This is a genomic window from Arthrobacter sp. MYb213 (genome assembly GCF_002979915.1).
GTDB lineage: Bacteria > Actinomycetota > Actinomycetes > Actinomycetales > Micrococcaceae > Glutamicibacter.
Genome location: NZ_PCQA01000007.1, coordinates 169,142 through 187,438, shown reverse-complemented (window position 1 = coordinate 187,438; position 18,297 = coordinate 169,142). Strand labels below are relative to the sequence as shown.

The 18,297-nt window shown below is 54.2% G+C and carries 17 protein-coding genes and 3 tRNA genes; 14 read left to right on the top strand and 6 right to left on the bottom strand.

The genetic code is table 11. The features are described 5' to 3' along the window. Positions 1-271: 271 nt before the first annotated feature. From CQ011_RS15970 to CQ011_RS15960, 3 genes are all read left to right on the top strand, one after another. Complete coding sequence (locus tag CQ011_RS15970; RefSeq protein ID WP_181148163.1) at positions 272-1,543, top strand: MFS transporter; 1,272 nt, start codon at positions 272-274, stop codon at positions 1,541-1,543. A 47-nt stretch (positions 1,544-1,590) separates the two neighbouring features. Beyond that, positions 1,591-2,676 (top strand): glycosyltransferase family 4 protein, encoded by a 1,086-nt coding sequence (locus tag CQ011_RS15965; protein WP_105678692.1) that lies wholly within the window; start codon positions 1,591-1,593, stop codon positions 2,674-2,676. A gap of 82 nt (positions 2,677-2,758) precedes the next feature. After that, positions 2,759-2,831, top strand: a tRNA-Asn gene (locus CQ011_RS15960). 53 nt (positions 2,832-2,884) lie between these two features. Here CQ011_RS15960 and CQ011_RS15955 read toward each other — a convergent pair. Continuing rightward, on the bottom strand, positions 2,885-3,853 hold the full coding sequence (locus tag CQ011_RS15955) for a methyltransferase family protein (protein ID WP_286161232.1): 969 nt from the start codon (positions 3,851-3,853) through the stop codon (positions 2,885-2,887). Between the two features lie 224 nt (positions 3,854-4,077). On the opposite strand from CQ011_RS15955, the gene CQ011_RS15950 reads away from it, so the two are divergent. From CQ011_RS15950 to CQ011_RS15930, 5 genes are all read left to right on the top strand, one after another. Then, positions 4,078-4,150: transfer RNA gene (locus tag CQ011_RS15950), tRNA-Asn, on the top strand. 530 nt (positions 4,151-4,680) lie between these two features. After that, positions 4,681-5,520 (top strand): phage holin family protein, encoded by an 840-nt coding sequence (locus CQ011_RS15945; protein WP_105678691.1) that lies wholly within the window; start codon positions 4,681-4,683, stop codon positions 5,518-5,520. Positions 5,521-5,611: 91 nt separating this feature from the next. Beyond that, positions 5,612-6,535: a DMT family transporter gene (locus tag CQ011_RS15940; RefSeq protein ID WP_105678690.1), complete on the top strand. Its 924-nt coding sequence runs from the start codon at positions 5,612-5,614 to the stop codon at positions 6,533-6,535. A 20-nt stretch (positions 6,536-6,555) separates the two neighbouring features. Further along, a complete protein-coding gene (locus tag CQ011_RS15935; RefSeq protein WP_105678689.1) occupies positions 6,556-7,761 on the top strand; it encodes a glycosyltransferase in 1,206 nt (401 codons plus the stop codon). 99 nt (positions 7,762-7,860) lie between these two features. Then, a tRNA-Ile gene (locus CQ011_RS15930) sits at positions 7,861-7,934 on the top strand. 94 nt (positions 7,935-8,028) lie between these two features. Here the strand turns inward: CQ011_RS15930 and CQ011_RS15925 are convergent. After that, positions 8,029-8,550, bottom strand: coding sequence for a M23 family metallopeptidase (locus tag CQ011_RS15925; protein WP_105678777.1), 522 nt, complete (start codon positions 8,548-8,550; stop codon positions 8,029-8,031). Positions 8,551-8,957: 407 nt separating this feature from the next. Here CQ011_RS15925 and rpsB point away from each other — a divergent pair, with 407 nt between their 5' ends. The 6 genes from rpsB (at position 8,958) to CQ011_RS15895 (ending at position 14,576) form a co-directional block, all read left to right on the top strand. Further along, positions 8,958-9,806, top strand: a complete 849-nt coding sequence (gene rpsB / locus CQ011_RS15920; protein ID WP_105678688.1) for a 30S ribosomal protein S2 — start codon at positions 8,958-8,960, stop codon at positions 9,804-9,806. Positions 9,807-9,949: 143 nt separating this feature from the next. Continuing rightward, positions 9,950-10,786, top strand: a complete 837-nt coding sequence (tsf, locus tag CQ011_RS15915; protein ID WP_096256799.1) for a translation elongation factor Ts — start codon at positions 9,950-9,952, stop codon at positions 10,784-10,786. 168 nt (positions 10,787-10,954) lie between these two features. Then, on the top strand, positions 10,955-11,677 hold the full coding sequence (pyrH, locus tag CQ011_RS15910) for a UMP kinase (protein ID WP_105678687.1): 723 nt from the start codon (positions 10,955-10,957) through the stop codon (positions 11,675-11,677). A gap of 114 nt (positions 11,678-11,791) precedes the next feature. Then, complete coding sequence (frr, locus tag CQ011_RS15905; protein WP_096256744.1) at positions 11,792-12,349, top strand: ribosome recycling factor; 558 nt, start codon at positions 11,792-11,794, stop codon at positions 12,347-12,349. After that, positions 12,349-13,860 (top strand): phosphatidate cytidylyltransferase, encoded by a 1,512-nt coding sequence (locus CQ011_RS18100; RefSeq protein WP_286161231.1) that lies wholly within the window; start codon positions 12,349-12,351, stop codon positions 13,858-13,860. Before frr ends, CQ011_RS18100 begins: the two co-directional genes overlap by 1 nt. A 143-nt stretch (positions 13,861-14,003) precedes the next feature. After that, positions 14,004-14,576 carry a DivIVA domain-containing protein gene (locus tag CQ011_RS15895; RefSeq protein WP_414652640.1) on the top strand — a complete coding sequence of 191 codons (573 nt, stop codon included), beginning with the start codon at positions 14,004-14,006 and terminating at the stop codon, positions 14,574-14,576. Between the two features lie 74 nt (positions 14,577-14,650). Here the strand turns inward: CQ011_RS15895 and CQ011_RS15890 are convergent, their stop codons facing one another. From CQ011_RS15890 to CQ011_RS15865, 4 genes are all read right to left on the bottom strand, one after another. After that, entirely contained in the window at positions 14,651-15,016 is a 366-nt protein-coding gene (locus CQ011_RS15890) for a hypothetical protein (protein WP_146112648.1), read from the bottom strand. Positions 15,017-15,726: 710 nt separating this feature from the next. Beyond that, on the bottom strand, positions 15,727-17,196 hold the full coding sequence (locus tag CQ011_RS15875; RefSeq protein ID WP_105678682.1) for a sodium/solute symporter: 1,470 nt from the start codon (positions 17,194-17,196) through the stop codon (positions 15,727-15,729). Then, positions 17,193-17,564, bottom strand: a complete 372-nt coding sequence (locus CQ011_RS15870) for a hypothetical protein (protein ID WP_105678681.1) — start codon at positions 17,562-17,564, stop codon at positions 17,193-17,195. The genes CQ011_RS15875 and CQ011_RS15870 overlap by 4 nt, the downstream gene beginning before the upstream one ends. Then, the gene (locus tag CQ011_RS15865; protein ID WP_105678680.1) at positions 17,561-18,277 is read right to left on the bottom strand and encodes a LytR/AlgR family response regulator transcription factor; all 717 of its coding nucleotides are present in this window, start codon (positions 18,275-18,277) and stop codon (positions 17,561-17,563) included. The genes CQ011_RS15870 and CQ011_RS15865 overlap by 4 nt, the downstream gene beginning before the upstream one ends. Positions 18,278-18,297 lie beyond the last annotated feature (20 nt).

Here is an 18,297-nt window from a genome sequence, read left to right as displayed (position 1 = left end):
ACTGCAGACTATTAACATCACAAGTAAGTATTGTATTGCAACCCCAGTGCGTGATTGATGAGTTGGTTGACTACATTGAGGCAACGCAAAAACACCGAGAATTCGAGTTAGTTGGCTCAGCGTTCGATGGGAGAAATTTTAAAAAATTATTGAACGGACATAACCCAAAACAACTAGTGAACTAGCGAAAATCCTGTTCAGTTAGGAACACATGCGGTATCGTTGCCAACTGCGGGCCAGTTGAGCTTCGTAACACTTTTCAGGAGCTGTGGTGAAATCTTTCGTGCGAAGCGAACGTCGTTTCCTTTATTCGAATGCAGGTGATGCGGCCAGCCGTTCACTGACGGATTTCACTGTCGACCTCATTTTTGTTACCACATTGGGCGCCAGCGCCTGGCAAATGGGGCTTCTGAACACCTTGGGTTCTCTTGCCTTCCTCGTGGCGACAATTCCCATCGGCTATTTGGTGGACCGTTATCGGCCTTTGCGGCTGTTGCGCATTGGACTCGCAGTGAAGCTCACGCTCACCGTTTGCTTCTTACTGCTGAGCGTCACCGGCACGCTGAGTATCGGCTACGGATTTTTGCTGGTGACGATACTGGGAATGTGCAATGTCGTAGCGGAAACCGCTCAAGTTTCCGCAGTTCCACAACTCAATGCGCTCTCGGGTGCCCAGCGATCTACCTCCATCAGCGCGTTGATCGCCCGGCTGACGGCTGCGGATCAGTCATTGGCAATCATCGTTCCGGTGGCCGCGGGCACCGCATTTACTCTCCTCGGAGCCTCAACACTCTTGACCGTGAGTGCAGTCTTAGCGCTGATCGCGCTGAGTTTGGCCTGTCTAGTCAAACTTCCCCGCCAGGACAAGCAGCGGAGGGAAGAAGTTGCGGCGCAGAACGCGCAGCGTGACACCCATTGGCGCTCCGGTCTGGCGTACCTACGCCATAACAGGACGTTGGTCGCCGTAACTTTGGCGATGATGTGCTCAAACTTCGGTTTGGCCTTAGGCAGTGCGGTTGAAGCGCTGTTCATCATTAACTACCTAGAGTTTGGATCCTTCGGCTTCGGTATTCTCGCCGGTCTTGGCGGTGCCGGGGGATTGCTCGGTGCTGCCCTAGCCACGCGGATCGCTGTTCGCTACAGCGCGACCCAACTGACTACGGTCACCATGGTGATCAAGCTCGTGCTATCCGCGATGGTATTTTTCGCGGCCTTTACCTCCCCTGCAGTTTCCATGACCCTGCTTGCGGTGCATTCAACACTGTGGGGCGTTGCCGTGATCATTTTTAACGTCGCGGTCACTGCGTGGGTTGCTGATATCACCCCAGAGCATCTGCTGGGCAGGGTTAGTAGCGCTCGCCGGTTGTTTACCTTTGGCGCGGTTCCGATAGGAAGCCTGGCAGGTGGCGCCATTGGTTCGGCGTTCGGGCTGCCAGCCGCGCTCGCGCTATGGCCACTATCCATTGCCGTAGGACTCATCGGTTATTTGATTGTTCGACCCAGCAAGGTGCAGCATGAGGTAGCGCAAGTGCGCCGGCGGTAACCGATAGGCTTGGACTACTACGTCCTCAACAGAAGGCTAATACGCCCGTGAAACTCGTCATCGATGCCCGCTATACCCGGGTCACCCATCACGATGGAATTAGCCGTTACACCGCAGGACTCATTGAGGCTACTTCGAAGATTGCCGATGTCACGATGCTGATCAACGACATGCGACAGCTTGCACTCCTGCCAGAGGTCCCGTACCTGAAAATATCTGGCCCGACCAGCGTCCTGGAACCCTTCGTTGCCCTGCAGATTAATAAGTTGCAACCAGATGTGGTTTTCTCCCCAATGCAGACCATGGGAACGCTGGGAAAAAAATTTCCAGTAATCCTCACCCTGCATGACCTGATCTACTATTCGCACCCGAATGCGCCAAAATTCTTGCCTGCCCCGATTCGTTGGGGATGGTTCCTGTTTCATCAGGTCTACTTCCCGCAACGACTATTGCTGAACCGCGCGGACGCCGTCGCAACAGTTTCGAATACCACGGCCGCACTCATGCGAGAGCATCGGTTGACTAAACGACATATTGGTTTAGTTTCAAATGCCGCCCCAGCGCAAACCTCAGTTCGTGACCAAAAGGGTGTCCCGGCCAAGACGTTGCTATATATGGGCTCGTTCATGGAATACAAAAATGTTGAGACCTTGATTCAAGCCATGAGTTTGCTTCCTGAATATCAGCTGCATCTGCTTAGTGGTATCAGCGCGGAGCGTCGCGCTGAGTTGGAAGCAAAAGCCTCTGATAGTACCCAAATCATCTTCCACAACGGGGTCAGCGACGAACAATATGCGAAGATGCTCGCCGAGTGCACCGCGCTGGTGACGCTTTCTCGCGAAGAAGGCTACGGCCTTCCACTGGTTGAAGCAATGAGCATGGGAACACCCGTGGTCGTCACCGACATGCCCATATTCAGAGAAGTAGCTCAGGATGCGGCGCTCTACGCGGATCCCGATAGTGCCCAGGCTTTTGCGGACCGAGTTCATCAACTCTCAGAACCAGAAGAATGGCAGAAGTACTCGGAGCGGGCACTGCTCCGTGCCGCGCACTACTCGTGGGAAACCTCTGCGCAGCAGTTGATTGAGCTGGCACAGTTTGCCATCAACAACTCAGCAAAGACTGCAAGCTAGCCTTCTAGCATAAACTGGAGCCGCTACTAAGAGTGGATTTCAAATCGTGACTTGGCTAGTGCTAAGGTTGTTCTCGTAGCATTCCTCCATAGCTCAATTGGCAGAGCATTCGACTGTTAATCGAAGGGTTACTGGTTCAAGTCCAGTTGGAGGAGCCGAAGAAACACCCTGTGGTCAGCTTTTCAAGCTGACCACAGGGTGTTTTCGTTTATCCTCGTTTTGAGGTATTCCTGAACTTTGGCAACCAGCAAGAGACCTCAGCGCAGTAGCGAGTGAAACTTCCACCAAACTTCTCTTGCAGGTCTTTTTCCTCTAGTGGGCGCACAATCAGATTCCAGATGATTGAACCGCTCAAGGAATAGAGAATTACGAGCCATGAACTTGCAATCAGCCCTACGCTGACTCCCTGCACGATGCCTGCAACCGCCATAGGATTGCGAACATATCGGTAAGGGCCACGGATCACTAGATACTGTGGCATTGCAGAAGGCAGGGGAGTGCCCTGTCCCAATTTGGCCATTATGGTTGCCGACCAAACGCCCAGCGTGCTGGCGAGTAAGAGTGCGACGTATCCAGTCAAGCGAATCCAGTCAGCAAAGCTCACATGCACTGCGAACCGGTGTTCAGCAAAGATTATGAGCGTAGGAAAGAGCGCAAGAAACACGAACCAAAAACAAAACAGCTGGGCGAAGGTTTGACGTAGGTGGACTCGAGTTCGTTTGGCTCGCGCAGTTTTGAAGCGAAAGGGGCCTGAGACAAACCACTGCGAGGGAAAGCGCCCGAACCACAAGACCAGACCGGCTGCTCCGGAAGCGAAGCTCGCTGCCAGCATGATCAGGGCGCCCCAGCCGGCGTTGGTGGTTATCAATGCGTAGGAAAGCATCAACCCTGTCATGAGCCAGGTCCACGGTATCGCCACCCACAATGCCGCACGTATATTGCAGGCAATTAACAGTGAGGCGAGAGCAAACAAAGGGATATCGAACCATGCCAATAAGGCCGGAGGCAGATTGCCAAGTGTCAACATGGTGATGGTAGGGCTTGCGAAAACCGAGAACCACCATAACAGCCCGCCAACTCCCTGAACCGCGAAATACGTTCTGGCGAGCATTAACTGATTAGTGCGTAGCGAGTGTGGTTCGTTTGTAGCAGAGGAGTTCACTAGTCTGTTCGACATGGAGACAAGCCTAGATCAACTACGGGTGTTGTAACTTCTAGACCTTCATGCTCGCTTCATCCTATGTTGCGCATCACTAAATGAATTGCTTTGGCGTTGCGGAACCCAGCGTTGAAATTCGCAGTCGAACCCTTTGAAAGTCGGGGCTATTTACGTCATTAAGTGTAGAAGTTGGTCGATTTGAAAACCCATCTTGGCCAGTGCTAAGGTATTACACGTTGCATTCCTCCATAGCTCAATTGGCAGAGCATTCGACTGTTAATCGAAGGGTTACTGGTTCAAGTCCAGTTGGAGGAGCTCTCGTAAAACCCCAACCGTTTCGAACGGTTGGGGTTTTATTTTTCTTTAACGCTACGGCGCAATTCAGTTCAGATCCTTAGGGTTATCCCGCAAAACATCAGGGGAAACCCGGATATCACTGTTCAGATCGATTTGGCTAGGATATTTACTAGCTGGTCACCAGTTTCAGCGCACGTAGGTTCAGGCAAATTCGCTGTCTAGGTGGAAACAATTGATGGGAATAGTACTAATAAATTCGTTTCTTCAGCGCTATGAAGGCAATGATCAGTTGAAAGCCTGCCTCGCTACAACACGTTTAGTCTGCAGAGTAGCTATGAACAGCGTATGAACAATAATGAGCACGTATTGATTGGGTCGCTTCCTATAAGCTCAAGTGAATAGACGATAGACTTTCAAATCGTTAACACTTACACCCGTGGCATGAGATAGAGCTGTGGGGTTTACGCCTGAAGACTGATACGTAGACGGTAACCGGAGTGCTAGCGTGGAAATACCGGTTGCCGAGCGATCGAGAATATGGAGAAACCATGTCTGAAGCTGAATCGACGCAAGCAGATGAAAGCCTGAAGTCAAGCGTGAAGAGTGCCAAGGCGCAAGTTGATGGACTCAAAGAGCTTGTCCCACAGCAGCTGTCGGACGAGCTGAAACTGGGCACTACCCTGCTCAAGAAAAAAGGCATCAGCCTGGGCATGGCAGCGGGCTTGGGCGCTGGCGCGCTCATCGTTGTTTTGCTGTTCGTGATTGCGGTAGTCGTCACCCTGGTGAATGTTCTAGAGATTTGGTTCCTTGGTTGGGCCGCAGGATTGATAGTTGCCGGGTTCTTCCTGATCGTGGCCGCAATTCTGGCGCTCGTGATGTACCTGAAGTTCAAGAAGGCCTTGCCATTAACTCCTGATGCAGCGATTCGAGGCATCCGCCACGATATTGGTGTGCTCAAGGACGGCAGCAACTTTGACGTCAGCACATTGGATGAGCCTATGCGTAAGAAGGACGAGGAAGACAAGGCCGCGAAGGACAAGAAGAAGGAACCTAAACCTCCTGCTCCAAGCGCGGATGAATTGATTCTTCGTACCAAGCGTCGCCGCCGTCAGATTCAGGCACTGCGTGACAATTTGGGACAGAGTGTTCTGGGTCCCAAAGCAAAATTAGATAAAGCACGTCATTTTGCCGAAAATGCGGGAGATTCAGTATCCAACGCAGCTGCCAAGGCACGTAGCTTCGTCACACCTTCTGCAAATACCGGAGAAAATAGTGAGGCCGGTCGTGCAGGCCAAGAACGGGCAGAGAAAGCTAAACCTTTCGCGATCATCGCTGCATCGGCGGCTGCGCTTATTGCAATTATTCGTAAGTTGATCAAGCGTTCCTAGGTTCCTGAACCGATGAGGTGACGCACAGATTTCACGCCACTGGGCGGCATGGTCTCTCGGACAATAAAGAACTTTTGGGAAAGGCACTGACATGGTTTGGATCGCTATTACAGCGGCACTATGCGGTGCCTTTTGCCTTGCCTTTGGAGCCCAATTTCAATCGAGTGCGGTAAGGAAAGCTTCCGGTGGACTAGAGCTCACCTTGAAAAACTTGGGGAATCTGGCGGTCAACAGGCGTTGGATGAGCGGGCTGCTCTTGCTGGGGCTGGGTATGGTGCTGAACGTATTTGCTCTAGCAAGCGCCCCTTTGACCGTGGTTCAACCCATTGGCGCTATTGCCCTGGTGGTCACCACCGTGGTGAATTCGAGAGAACACAAGCTCACCATGAACCGGCCGACGGTGTTAGCAATTATTAGTTGCATGGTCGGTTCGGCCGCATTCGTTCTGATGGCTATCAACGTCACCGGCGAGCAGCACCTCGTAAATAACGCCGAGGCATTACTTATCGAGATGATTCTGGCCGTCGTGGTTGTCGTCTTCGGAATTCTTGTGCTTTTCTTCCGGCACAAGCTGGGAGCTTTCTTTTATATCGTCGGGGCGGGCGTACTCTTTGGGTTTGTGGCGGTACTGGTGCGCACTATCGCGATTGCAATATTGAATTTCCAAGTACAAGATTGGAAGTCGCTACCGTGGGTTGCACTGGCCGCAGTGGTAGTGGCAGGTTTGCTCGGGTCATATTTTGTACAGACGGCTTATTCGAAGGGGCCACCAGATTTGGTGATCGCCGGACTGACCGTGATCGATCCGATGGTCGGCATTGCCATCGGCATCTCTATTCTTGGAGAGCTTCGCCCAGATGTTCCTGCGGTGTTGGCGATCTTGATGGTGGTAGCCGCGGTGCTGGCCATCATCGGCGTGGTGGCGCTATCTCGCCACCATCCGGACGTTTTAGAACGCAAAGCCAAAGCAAGACATTCACAAAAAATGTCTCATAAAGATGCATCAAAGCAGTAGAAAATCTTTCACAAGACAATATGTTGAACGAACAAGGACAAGACGTGGCCGAGGAAAAACCGCTGACGATAGTCATCGCCGCCGATACTTACCTGCCTGATATTAATGGTGCGGCGATGTTCTGCTACCGATTGGCTAGTGCCATGAAAGAACGCGGGCACCGAGTGCACGTGTTGGCAGTACGCGGAGAAAAAGGGAAGACCTACACTGAGGTTCGCCCCGAAGCGATTGTTCACCGGCTGCAATCGCATGGGGTACCGACCCATGAGTATTTCCGTATTGCATTTCCTTGGGAAGTTAATTCGCAGATCAACAAGATCTTGGCAGACATCAAACCCGACGTCGTGCATGCGCAGAGCCACTACATGATTGGCCAGCAGACCTTGGCTTATGCACGTAAGCATGGGGTTCGAGCCGTAGCGACGAACCACTTTATGCCAGAGAATCTTGACCCGTTCTTACCCTTTCCTAAGTGGTTTAAGAAGATCGTTGCCCGCAACTCGTGGCGAGATATGGGGAAGATTTTCGGAAGAGCAGATGCGGTGACCACTCCCACTCCATTGGCTGCAAAAGCCATGAAGGAACATGCGGGGCTGACGAAGGTGCTGCCTTTATCCAATGGAATTGAGGTTGGCAACTATGAGTTGGGCACCGAGGAGGAGATTCTCCGTAACGAAGCCCCCACCATACTTTTTGTTGGTCGACTAGCTGTCGAGAAAAATGTGAACGAACTTGTTGAGGCCCTGGCGTTGATGAAGCAGGTTCCTAATGCGATTCTCGAAGTTGTTGGTGGTGGCGAGCAACGTCCACTGTTGGAGAAGATTGCCAACGAAAAAGGTGTGCGTGACCGTGTTCAATTCCTTGGGCATGTCAGCGAGGAGGAACTTCGCGAGGCCTATCTGCGCTGTGATGTCTTCTGCCAACCAGGGACCGCCGAGTTGCAGTCCTTGGTGACCCTCGAAGCGCTTTCAGCGTCGAAGCCCGTGGTCCTAGCCAACGCGATGGCGTTGCCTCACCTTGTCGACGTCGGTGTGAACGGTTATATGTTTGAACCGGGTAACCGAGAGGATCTGGCGCAGAAGCTGGACAAGGTGTTGAGTCTTGAGCCTCAGGAACGTGAACGCCTAGGAGCTGCGGGGCACCGAAAGGTCATGAACCATGCGCAGGAGAAAACTATGAACTCCTTCGAAGCGCTCTATCGTGGGCAGAGCATCACGACGCATTAGCGCTTGGGGACGCCTCAAGGACCTCGAATCGAGATTTTGGCTGGTCATGCCCTAGAATATTTCGAGTGTGGTTACTGCTTCGGCGGTAATTCTCATAGTGGGGCGTTAGCTCAGTTGGTTAGAGCAGGGAACTCATAATTCCTTGGTCGTCGGTTCAAGTCCGACACGCCCTACGGTATGAATACGCCGGGTCACCTGTATAAACAGGTGACCCGGCGTATTTCTTTTTGATCTTCGGCTGGCGAAAATACCATAGTTTTCGCCTACTTAGTCGTTCAGTGGAAGCAAGATCGAGGGGCGCAAATCTTCGATGAGAAGTGCCGGGTCGATATATTCTCCATCTAACCGCACGCCCCAGTGAATGCAGCGATTTGAACAATGAGCGCCACTGGATACGATTCCGAGCTTGGCTCCAGATTCCACCCAACTACCCACCGAGAGTTCGCTGGTCACCGGTTCCAAACTGGTCTTAAATCCATATCCGTGGTCAATGACCATCACGGGGCGGTCAACGACTACACCCCGGAAGGTGATACGTCCACGATTCGGTGCCACGACTTGGTTACCTTCCGACGCTGCCAGATCCACTCCACGATGACCTGCCGACCACTGCTCGGCCGGCTTATCAAAAGCCTTAAGGATCTTTGGCTCTCCGGCCAGTGGCCAGCGCCATTGAGCTGCGGCTGCAGGTTGCGCATAGTTCTGTGTGGTTTCGGCGCGGGCGCCCAATGGGGCCAAAGTCAGGATCAGTAGTGTCGGGAGCAACAATAAAAGTCGTTTGGGTTTCATATGTTCAGCCTGTGGCAACCAGGTGCGAATTTTTGGGGATTGACCGCAAGTTGTGGGTAACTTCGGTGCTCTGGTTTTAGGCGCTAGATCACCATGGATCACGGTCTCTGGCGTGAAGACGGTGTAGTACACTTGAAACTGCAGTTTCTTGTCAGAGGTGTGTCCAAAATTGGTTCGCCTCCCAAGGGATTGACTTCGCGTGCGAGGTTCCACATCCTCTTTGAGGAAGTGGTCATAAGTTCCAGTGGTCCGAGAGAATCGGTGGACTTAGGCAGGCTGCTAAGCAGTCAGGATCGCGCACTAGGGCGGATATTCAAAATGAAAATCTGCGTACAACCCAAACAACTAAGAGCAGTTACCGCGGACGCGCACGCGTCCGGTCCGCCACTGCTGAGAGGAGTTGCGACATGCCAGTCGTAACCATGCGAGAGCTGCTAGACAGCGGCGTCCACTTCGGCCACCAGACCCGTCGTTGGAACCCAAAGATGAAGCGCTTCATTTTCACCGAGCGCAACGGCATCTACATCATTGACCTGCAGCAGTCGCTGTCGTTCATTGACCGCGCTTACGAGTTCGTCAAGCAGACCGTTGCCCACGGTGGCACCGTACTGTTCGTCGGTACCAAGAAGCAGGCTCAGGAATCGATCGCCGAGCAGGCTAACCGCGTTGGCCAGCCATACGTGAACCAGCGTTGGCTCGGCGGTATGCTGACCAACTTCCAGACCGTCTCCAAGCGCGTTCAGCGCATGAAGGAACTGGAAGAGATCAACTTCGAGGACGTTGCCGGTTCGGGCCACACCAAGAAGGAACTTCTGCTGCTTAAGCGCGAGCTGACCAAGCTGCAGAACAACCTCGGTGGTATCCGCAACCTGACCCGCACCCCTTCGGCTATCTGGATCGTTGACACCAAGAAGGAACACTTGGCTATCGACGAAGCTCGCAAGCTGGGCATCCCAGTTGTTGCCATCTTGGACACCAACTGCGATCCAGACGAAGTTACCTACCCAATCCCAGGCAACGACGACGCTATCCGCTCCGTCAACCTGTTGACCCGCGTTGTTGCAGACGCCGTTGCTGAAGGCCTCATCGCCAAGAACAACAAGGCAACTGGCAAGACCGAGGGTGCTGCAGAGCCAATGGCTGAGTGGGAGCGCGAGCTTCTCGAAGGCGAAAAGGCAAAGGCTGAGGCTCCTGCCGCTGCTGCAACCGAGGCACCTGCCGAGGCTGCTGCTGAAGAGGCTCCAGAAGCCAAGTAGTCATCTGACTATCTCTTAGAGTTTGCTTCCGCGCGCTAGCGTGGGCGGAAGGATACTCAAAAAAGTCTCGTGGGACGGGTTGGTTATCCGACCCGTCCCACGAGCGACATAAACTTGAAACCTCCTAGTGAACGGGGATGCACGTGGCAAACTACACCGCTGCTGATATCAAGGCTCTGCGCGAACGTACCGGCGCAGGCATGATGGACGTGAAGAAGGCTCTCGACGAGGCTGACGGCAATGCCGAGAAGGCCATCGAGATCATCCGCGTCAAGGGTCTGAAGGGCGCTACCAAGCGCGAAGGCCGTTCGACCGCAGAAGGCCTCGTTGCCGCTAAGGTCGATGGCACCGTTGGTGTCATGGTTGAGATCAACTGCGAGACCGACTTCGTCGCCAAGAACGAGAAGTTCATCGAGCTAGCAAACAAGGTTCTGGACGCCGCTGTGGCTTCCGGCGCGGCAGATGCCGAAGCACTGTTGGCTTACGAGCTAGACGGCAAGCCTGTTTCTGAGATCGTTATCGAAGAGGGCGCAATCCTCGGCGAGAAGATCGTTGTTCGCCGTGTCGCCCGCATTGAGGGTGCCAAGGTTGCAGCTTACCTGCACAAGACCAGCAAGGACCTGCCAGCTCAGGTTGGCGTTCTGATGGCTGTTGACGCTGACAGCGAAGCTGCAGCAACCGTTGCACACGACGTTGCAGTGCACACCGCAGCAATGTCGCCAATCTACCTGTCCCGCGAAGAAGTTCCTGCGGACAAGGTTGCTGACGAGCGTCGCATCGCTGATGAGACCGCACGCGCAGAGGGCAAGCCAGAAGCTGCCCTAACCAAGATCGTTGAAGGCCGTTTGACCGGCTTCTTCAAGGAAATCGTATTGGTTGACCAGGCATTCGCTAAGGACGCAAAGAAGTCCGTAGCCAAGGTCTTCGAAGAAGCTGGCACCAAGCCAGTTGCCTTCGCACGTTTCCGTGTTGGTGCCTAAGGGTTCAGCCACACAGTAAGCGACAGTTGCCGTTGACCGGCGACTAACCAAGACAAGGGAGGTGAGCCACCGAGCATACTCGGTGACTCCCTCCCTTTTCTTGAGCCCGGATGGCAAGATAGTTTGAGATCCGGAAATAGAATTCTCAACCCTCAGGAGATAGATTCCATGCCAACCAGTCCAGAAACTAAACGACGCCGCGTCCTACTAAAGCTTTCCGGAGAGGTCTTCGGCGGAGGTAACGTCGGTGTTGACCCGACCACCGTGCGCGGCATTGCAGAACAGATTGCAGCGACCGTTGGCGAAGTAGAAGTAGCCATCGTTGTCGGCGGCGGAAACTTCTTCCGTGGCGCCGAGCTGTCAGCCGCTGGTATGGATCGCTCCCGCGCGGACTACATGGGCATGCTTGGCACCGTCATGAACTGCCTGGCGCTACAGGACTTCTTGGAACAGTGCGGAGTCGAAACCCGCGTCCAGTCCGCCATTGCCATGGCTCAGGTAGCGGAGAACTACATTCCACGTCGTGCCATCCGCCACATGGAAAAAGACCGTGTGGTCATCTTCGGTGCCGGCGCCGGGTTGCCATACTTCTCCACCGATACCGTGGCCGCTCAGCGTGCCCTCGAAGTTGACGCTGACGAGGTGCTGATGGCCAAGAGCGGCGTAGATGGTGTCTACACCGCGGACCCAAAGAAGGATCCAAGCGCTAAGAAGCTGGACACCCTGACCTACTCCGAGGCGCTGCAGCGCGACATCCGCGTGATGGACCAGACCGCCATGACCATGTGTCAAGATAATGCCTTGAACATGCTGGTCTTCGGCATGGAAGGCGAAGGAAATGTGGCCAGTGCCATTCGCGGCGAGCGGATTGGCACCACCGTCACCCCATAAGGGTGTTCGTGACATAGGATTGAATTAGATGTAGTTGTTCTGCGCTACTAAGATCGCCCGTACTGCGGAGGTCTGGGAACGTGGAACACAAGGTAAAAGTACTGAGGAGTACCGGTGATTGACGAAACGTTGGCGGAAGCCGCCGAAAAGATGGACCGCACCATTGAAGCAGCCAAGGAGGACTTCGCGACGATCCGTACCGGTCGCGCCCACCCAGGCATGTATTCCAAGGTCATGGTGGACTACTACGGTTCCCCAACCCCACTAATGCAGCTGGCATCCTTCGCTGTGCCTGAAGCACGCACCATCACCATCAGCCCATTCGATATCTCCGCAATGCGAGCTATCGAAAAGGCCTTGGGTGACCCAGAGGTCGGTGCTAACCCATCGAGCGATGGCAAGATGATCCGCGTGACGCTTCCGGTACTGACCGAGGAACGTCGTAAAGAATACGTCAAGCTGGCTCGCTCTAAGGGCGAAGACGCCAAGGTTGCGGTGCGTAGCCACCGTCGCAAGGCCAAGGACAGCATCGACAAGTTCGTCAAGGATGGCGAAATTGGTGAAGATGACGGCAGCCGCGCTGAAAAGGAACTCGACGCACTGACCAAGTCACATGTTGATTCGGTTGATGAGATTCTGAAGAAAAAAGAAGCAGAGCTGCTGGAAGTCTAATGCCAGGCTCGACAGACAACACTGAGGGCAACGCTTCGGCGGTGCCCTCAGTGGCATCCGGCGAAAACCAGCCCATGACTCGGCGAGAAGCTCGCGCACAGCGCGAAGCCGCCGAACGCGGAAATTCCCGCGCCTCGAAACTTAAGCGTGCATTGTCGGGGGAGAAGTCCGAGAGCGTGAAGCCACAGGCTTCACCACCGAGCACCCCTGAGACCGTACCGCCTCAAACTCCTGTGGCGACCCCAAAAAGTATCGAACCTCAGGCAGAAGCCAAGGTAAAGATCCCGGTAGGGGAAAAACCAAAGCCGAAAGATCACGCCGCACCAAAGCCGGTGCCGGTGATCCGTCCGGAAAACGTGAAGGCACCGGTTGACACGCCAGGTACATCCAAGCCGGAACAAAAGACTCAGCAGCCAGTAACGCCGGTAGCAAAGCCGGAACCGGTTCAGGCTCCAAAGCCGCTAAACGATGCGACCAAATCGAAGGCAAAGGCCGAGGCGAAAGCACAGTTGCTCGTCCCGGTACCGGCCACCGATCGGTCCGTTGAAAAAACTCAGACTTCAAACTCTCCGGTAGAAGCTATACCGGCGCCACCACACTCGGATAGCAAAGACTTAGCCGAAACTGGTCACGCAGAACCAGAAGAAGCCGAGATTCCAGCTGAACTACTCATCGGCGGACCGCCGAAGAAATCGCGGGCTGGACGAAACCTGCCAGCTGCCATCGGCGTTGGTTTGGGCATGCTCGGCCTGGCTATGGTGGGACTTTTTTGGGTACCTGCGCTGCTGGTCGCACTCATCGTGGTTTTGGCGGGCATCGGCTCATGGGAAGTCGCTCGTGCGACAACTTATGCGAAAACTGAGGTGCAGCAGTTCCCGCTATATCTGGCGTCGGTGCTCCTTCCAGTAAGCGCGATCCTCGGGGGACTAGATGCCTTGAGTTTTGCCTACTTAGGTAGCTTGGTCCTTGCCTTGGTCTTCCGAATTTTGGATGGACTCAAGGGTGCCGTGGCCTCGGTGATGAGCAGTGTCTTCATTATCAGTTGGGTGCCATTACTACTGAGTTTCGCTTTGCTGGTGATGCGCGGGGATAACGGAAACCTGCTGATCACCACAATTTTGTTGCTTGTGGTCAGTAACGACACCTTTGGCTACGCGGTCGGTGTGCTCTTCGGTAAACACCCTATGGCTCCAAAGATTTCTCCCAAGAAGTCATGGGAGGGGTTTGCCGGATCCATGGTTGGATCCATGGTCATCGGTGCGCTAGCCGCGAACTACTGGCTGGACATGCCTTGGTGGTCTGGCGTCATTCTCGCCTGTTTCACCACCATCGCAGCAACAACTGGCGACTTCGCGGAGTCGATGGTAAAGCGTGAGCTAGGGATCAAGGATATGAGCAACCTGTTGCCGGGTCACGGTGGCATCATGGATCGGCTCGATTCGTTGCTCTTCGCTATTCCGTTGGCCTACCTTGTCTCGCACTTCTTGGAGTGGAGCGTCGCAGTCTTCTAAACCCGAGTGGTGTGGACCCGCACACGGATCTGCACCATTCGGTGTGCCTATGGCACCAAAATATTTCACAACACATAAGATTGAAGGGTGCCGCATTATCGCGGTACGCCTGATGACTTTTCGTCTAGAACTAAGGAATAGTCGTGTCGCAGCAACAAGATGCTCCGTTCTCCCGGGTCCCGGAAAAGGACTTCGGCTACAACGTTAAGCAGGTTGATGCGTTTCTGAGCCGGGCTCGTGCCACCTTCAACGGCGGCGGAAACGATGATGCCGTGGTCACTAGCCACCTAATCCGTCGTACTACCTTTGCCCCGCAAAAGGGTGGCTACCAGGCCCGTGAAGTTGATGGCGCATTGGACCGTCTGGAAGACGTCTTTGCTAAACGCGAGCGTGATGACCTGATTGCCCACCAGGGTGAAGAGGTATGGCTGCAGCAGGTGGGCCGCCTCGCAGCGATCCTCCGCGGACGTTTGCACCGTTCTAAGGGTGAACGGTTCCGCCGTCCGTCCCGAACTAACGCAGCAAGCTACAACATCGAGGACGTTGACCGCCTATGCGATCAGCTCATCGATTACTTCGAGCGTGACGTGCCTATGGCAGTCGACTCCGTGCGTCGTGTGGAGTTCCGCTCTGCAGTGGGTACAGAAGGCTATGAAGAGTCGCAGGTGGACGCCTTCCTGGACCGTGTGGTCGAGCTGATGGCCTCAATAGACTAGATTTTCTCGCACTAGATACGTCGCGACCGCTAGGGAACAGATGTTCCGTAGCGGTCGCGATGTGGTTTAAGCCTTTAGTCTTGGTCTTCGGATTTTGCCTGATGCCGTTTTTGATCTTCTGAAGCGTAGTAGGCATTTTTAGTTCGTTCCCGAGCTCGTGCTTTGATTTCCACGATGTCCTCTGCGAAGTGCTCCTTAGTCATGGCTTTGAACTCGGCAAACCTCGCGTCGGTCTCTTGCTGAGTTTCACCTGCCTGCCAGGGTTTCAGCAGGAAAAATAACCCCATATTCACCGCTGCGTGAATATTTCCAAACACCATGGCGGCGACTGAATTGCCCCATGCAAGGAAGGCAAACACGGTGCCGGTCAGCGGGTAGACGAGCAACGGCAATACGCTATAACCCCAGCCACCAGGTTCATTAAGTCTTCCTCTAATCACAAAGGGACGTTAAATACCCACAGCGAGAAGCTCTCCGAGGAGCAGAGTTGCCGCCAGCACACCCTATGCTGGATCCCAAGCTGACGGTCACAGAGTCACTGAATAGGCTGGATACCCAGAAAAGTAGCGCAACAACCAGTAGTTTCACTGCTCCGGTGAACAGATGGCCGGTGAATGTGTGGATCAGTTGGGGCGGTGTCCATGATGGGTCATTGATCGGATGGGATGAGGACATAAATGTTCCTCCCAAAGAGTCGGTAGAGAATTTCAGGCTTGAGCTGAGGATCCCTAAGATTTCGATGTGCTAGCAGATAGCCCTCAAAACGGGGTCGTAGCGCCCCCTAAATCTCATTCGCTTTGTGCTTTGCCTTGCTCTGTCGTATCCGCCGGTCAATGAGCCACCCAGTTCCAATGAACAGTACCGAAGCAACTGCATTCGTGATGGATGTGTACCGCGAAGGGTCGGCGCTGGAGTCCCAAAAATATGGGCTCACAAAGGCAACAATTATCATCAGAAACGTTCCGATAAAAACGTACATTTTCACACTCCCTCTGCCAGCTAAGACGTGAGCAACGTTCAAAAACGATTCTTACATCTCGATAGCGACATGTGGATTACGCGAACTTTCGTTAGACGAACTGATCATTTGAGGCTAACAGCCTCACCGAAATCAGTAAATCGTCCTTAAGTACTAGGGGCGGAACGAGGCCTACTTGTAGCTGCGTTCTGGCACGTGCAGTAAGGCCATGACGCGCTCGACGTTCGTGGGAATCTTGCGTTTGGACCTTTTGGATACCAAGATCATCACTACAAAGGCCAGTGGGACGCTCCACGCGGCCGGCTGGCGGAGCATCAGCACCCAGAACGAGTCGTTGTGTGGCATCATGCTTGAACCGAGCAGAGCGAGCCCGCAGCTCGCAGCGCCAGCCAACATTCCGGCAATGGCTCCGCGTGCAGTAAGCGAACGCCACCAGATGCCCAGCAGCAGCAGGGGGCAGATCGTTGACGCCGTAAACGCGAAGACATTGCCAATAGCACCGGCTAGTGCCAACGAGCTGGTGAGTAGGGCAACTACGACCGGAATTGCGGTGGCAAGTACCGTGGAGATCCTAAAACCGCGCACGGTGCCATTAAAGAACTCCTGTGAAAGTGCTCCGGCCAAAGAGACTGCCAACCCGGAGGTGGTGGATAAGAATGCGGCAAACGCGCCGCCGACTACTACCGCGGTCAACAGATCTGCAAGGATCCCGTCAAAGACACTTTGCGGTAAGAGCAAGATGGTGGCATCGGCGTTAGATGCCGAAAGATCTTTGGTGTAGAGAATTCCCAACACGCCCAAGGTGGTCGGCAACAGGTAAAAAACCGAGAGCAGGCAGAGCACAATCGCCGTGGTGGTGCGTGCAGCGTGCCCCGTCGGGTTCGTGTAAAAGCGCACCAGAACGTGCGGTAGACCTAGTGTGCCAAAGAGCAAAGCCAGAATGATCGAGATGGTTTCATACAGGCTCATCGAACTGATCGATTCCAATTGCCCGGCAACCGCCGCGGCTCGCTCGGGAACCGAATACTCGGGCAAGACTTGGAATAGTACAAAAAGTGTAGGGATCACCAAGGCAGCAAGTTTGAACCAGTATTGGAATGCCTGCACAAACGTCACCGAACGCATGCCACCTGATACCACCGTCAGACACACCACCGCGGCGACAATAAGAGGACCAATCCAGCCAGGTAGCCCGGTGGCAATTGATAACGTTAACGCCGCCCCATGCATTTGCGGGACGATGTATAACCAGCAGATGATCACCACCAAGTAGGTGGTGATCTTGCGTAGCATGATCGAGTCTTCGAAGCGGATCTGGGCAAAATCCGGAATCGTATAAGCCTGCGAGCGGCGCAACGGAGCCGCAACAAATAACAAGAGCATCAAATATCCGGCCGTGTAGCCAATCGGGAACCACAGCCCGGATTGCCCACTGAGCACAATCAGTCCTGCGACACCCAAAAAAGAGGCGGCCGAGAGGTACTCACCACCAATGGCAGAGGCATTCCACCAAGGACGTACGGTACGCGAAGCAACATAAAAGTCACTGGTGGTCCGCGATAGCCGCAGCCCATAGAAGGCGATCAGCATGGTGGTCAGGCTGACCAGAACCAGTGCCAGCACGGAGAACAGGTTAGTCATCGCGAGATACTCCGGTAGCGTCGTTCGTTACGTGCTGCTGTCCGGTTATAAAGCATGCCGGCAATGATGATCAATGGGTAAATACCTACACCCAAAATCCACCAAGGCAGTGGAATATTAAAGAGCATGATCTGCGAGACCACCGGCCAAAAAGCCAAGATCGCAGAGATTCCCACCAGCATAATCAGCAACCCAGCAGCTACGGCCATGGCTAGCCGCAGCTGGGAACGGATCAGCTGACGTACATAAAAGTTTTCGGCACTCTGCTCAGGCTGCGTAGCGGGGATGTTTAGGCTTGCGTCTTGTGGAGCCTGTACCCGCACACGTTGCGGACGTTGCTGGGCAAAGCGACCTAATGGTTCGCTCACAATGGGCGAACCCGGTTTGCAGCCAAGCGCTCGCGAAGGTAGGGCAACGCACGGCGTGAAATCGGCAGTTCAACGCCGTTGACCACTACCGCAGCCTTACCCGTTTGCAACCGCACCGTCTCGATCTTGTCCATGGAGACCAAATACGAGCGGTGAATGCGCACGTAACCGGACTCTGCCCACTGCTGTTCCAGATCGTTGAGCGGTACCCGAATCAGATAGCTGGACTCTCGGGTGTGTAGCCGGGCGTAATCACCTTGAGCCTGTACAAAACCGATTTCGTCACGCGGTATGAGCTTGGTGATGCCACCTTGATCAACGGTGATCATTTCCGGCTTTGCCGGTTCGTCCTCAACCAACTCGCAGATGCGGCGAACGGATTCGGCCAGCCGCTGCGGACGGATGGGTTTCAGTACGTAGTCGATAGCCGCCAGTTCGAAGGCCTCTAAGGCTTGGTCTTCGTCCGCGGTGACAAATACGATCAGCGGCGGATGAGTGAATCGCGAGATGACTCGGGCAATGTCCAGTCCGGACAGTGCAGGCATGTGGATGTCCAAGAACAAGGCATCTACATCGTTTTCTTCCAAGGCTTTGAGCGCTGCGGCGCCGGAAGTTGCTCGGTGGATTTTTCCGATTCGAGATTCTTGTCCGAGCAGGAAAGATATCTCTTCTACCGCTGGAAGTTCATCATCGGCAACGACCACATTAATCATGCCTAAAACTCTACCGTTGC

Bases quoted from the DNA above. Each gene is read 5' to 3' on its own strand.
- CQ011_RS15865 (WP_105678680.1), bottom strand. From the start codon at position 18,277: ATGATTAATGTGGTCGTTGCCGATGATGAACTTCCAGCGGTAGAAGAG.
- CQ011_RS15940 (WP_105678690.1), top strand. From the start codon at position 5,612: ATGGTTTGGATCGCTATTACAGCGGCACTATGCGGTGCCTTTTGCCTT.
- rpsB (WP_105678688.1), top strand. From the start codon at position 8,958: ATGCCAGTCGTAACCATGCGAGAGCTGCTAGACAGCGGCGTCCACTTC.
- CQ011_RS18100 (WP_286161231.1), top strand. From the start codon at position 12,349: ATGCCAGGCTCGACAGACAACACTGAGGGCAACGCTTCGGCGGTGCCC.
- CQ011_RS15955 (WP_286161232.1), bottom strand. From the start codon at position 3,853: ATGTCGAACAGACTAGTGAACTCCTCTGCTACAAACGAACCACACTCG.
- CQ011_RS15875 (WP_105678682.1), bottom strand. From the start codon at position 17,196: ATGACTAACCTGTTCTCCGTGCTGGCACTGGTTCTGGTCAGCCTGACC.
- CQ011_RS15935 (WP_105678689.1), top strand. From the start codon at position 6,556: ATGTTGAACGAACAAGGACAAGACGTGGCCGAGGAAAAACCGCTGACG.
- CQ011_RS15945 (WP_105678691.1), top strand. From the start codon at position 4,681: ATGTCTGAAGCTGAATCGACGCAAGCAGATGAAAGCCTGAAGTCAAGC.
- pyrH (WP_105678687.1), top strand. From the start codon at position 10,955: ATGCCAACCAGTCCAGAAACTAAACGACGCCGCGTCCTACTAAAGCTT.
- CQ011_RS15925 (WP_105678777.1), bottom strand. From the start codon at position 8,550: ATGAAACCCAAACGACTTTTATTGTTGCTCCCGACACTACTGATCCTG.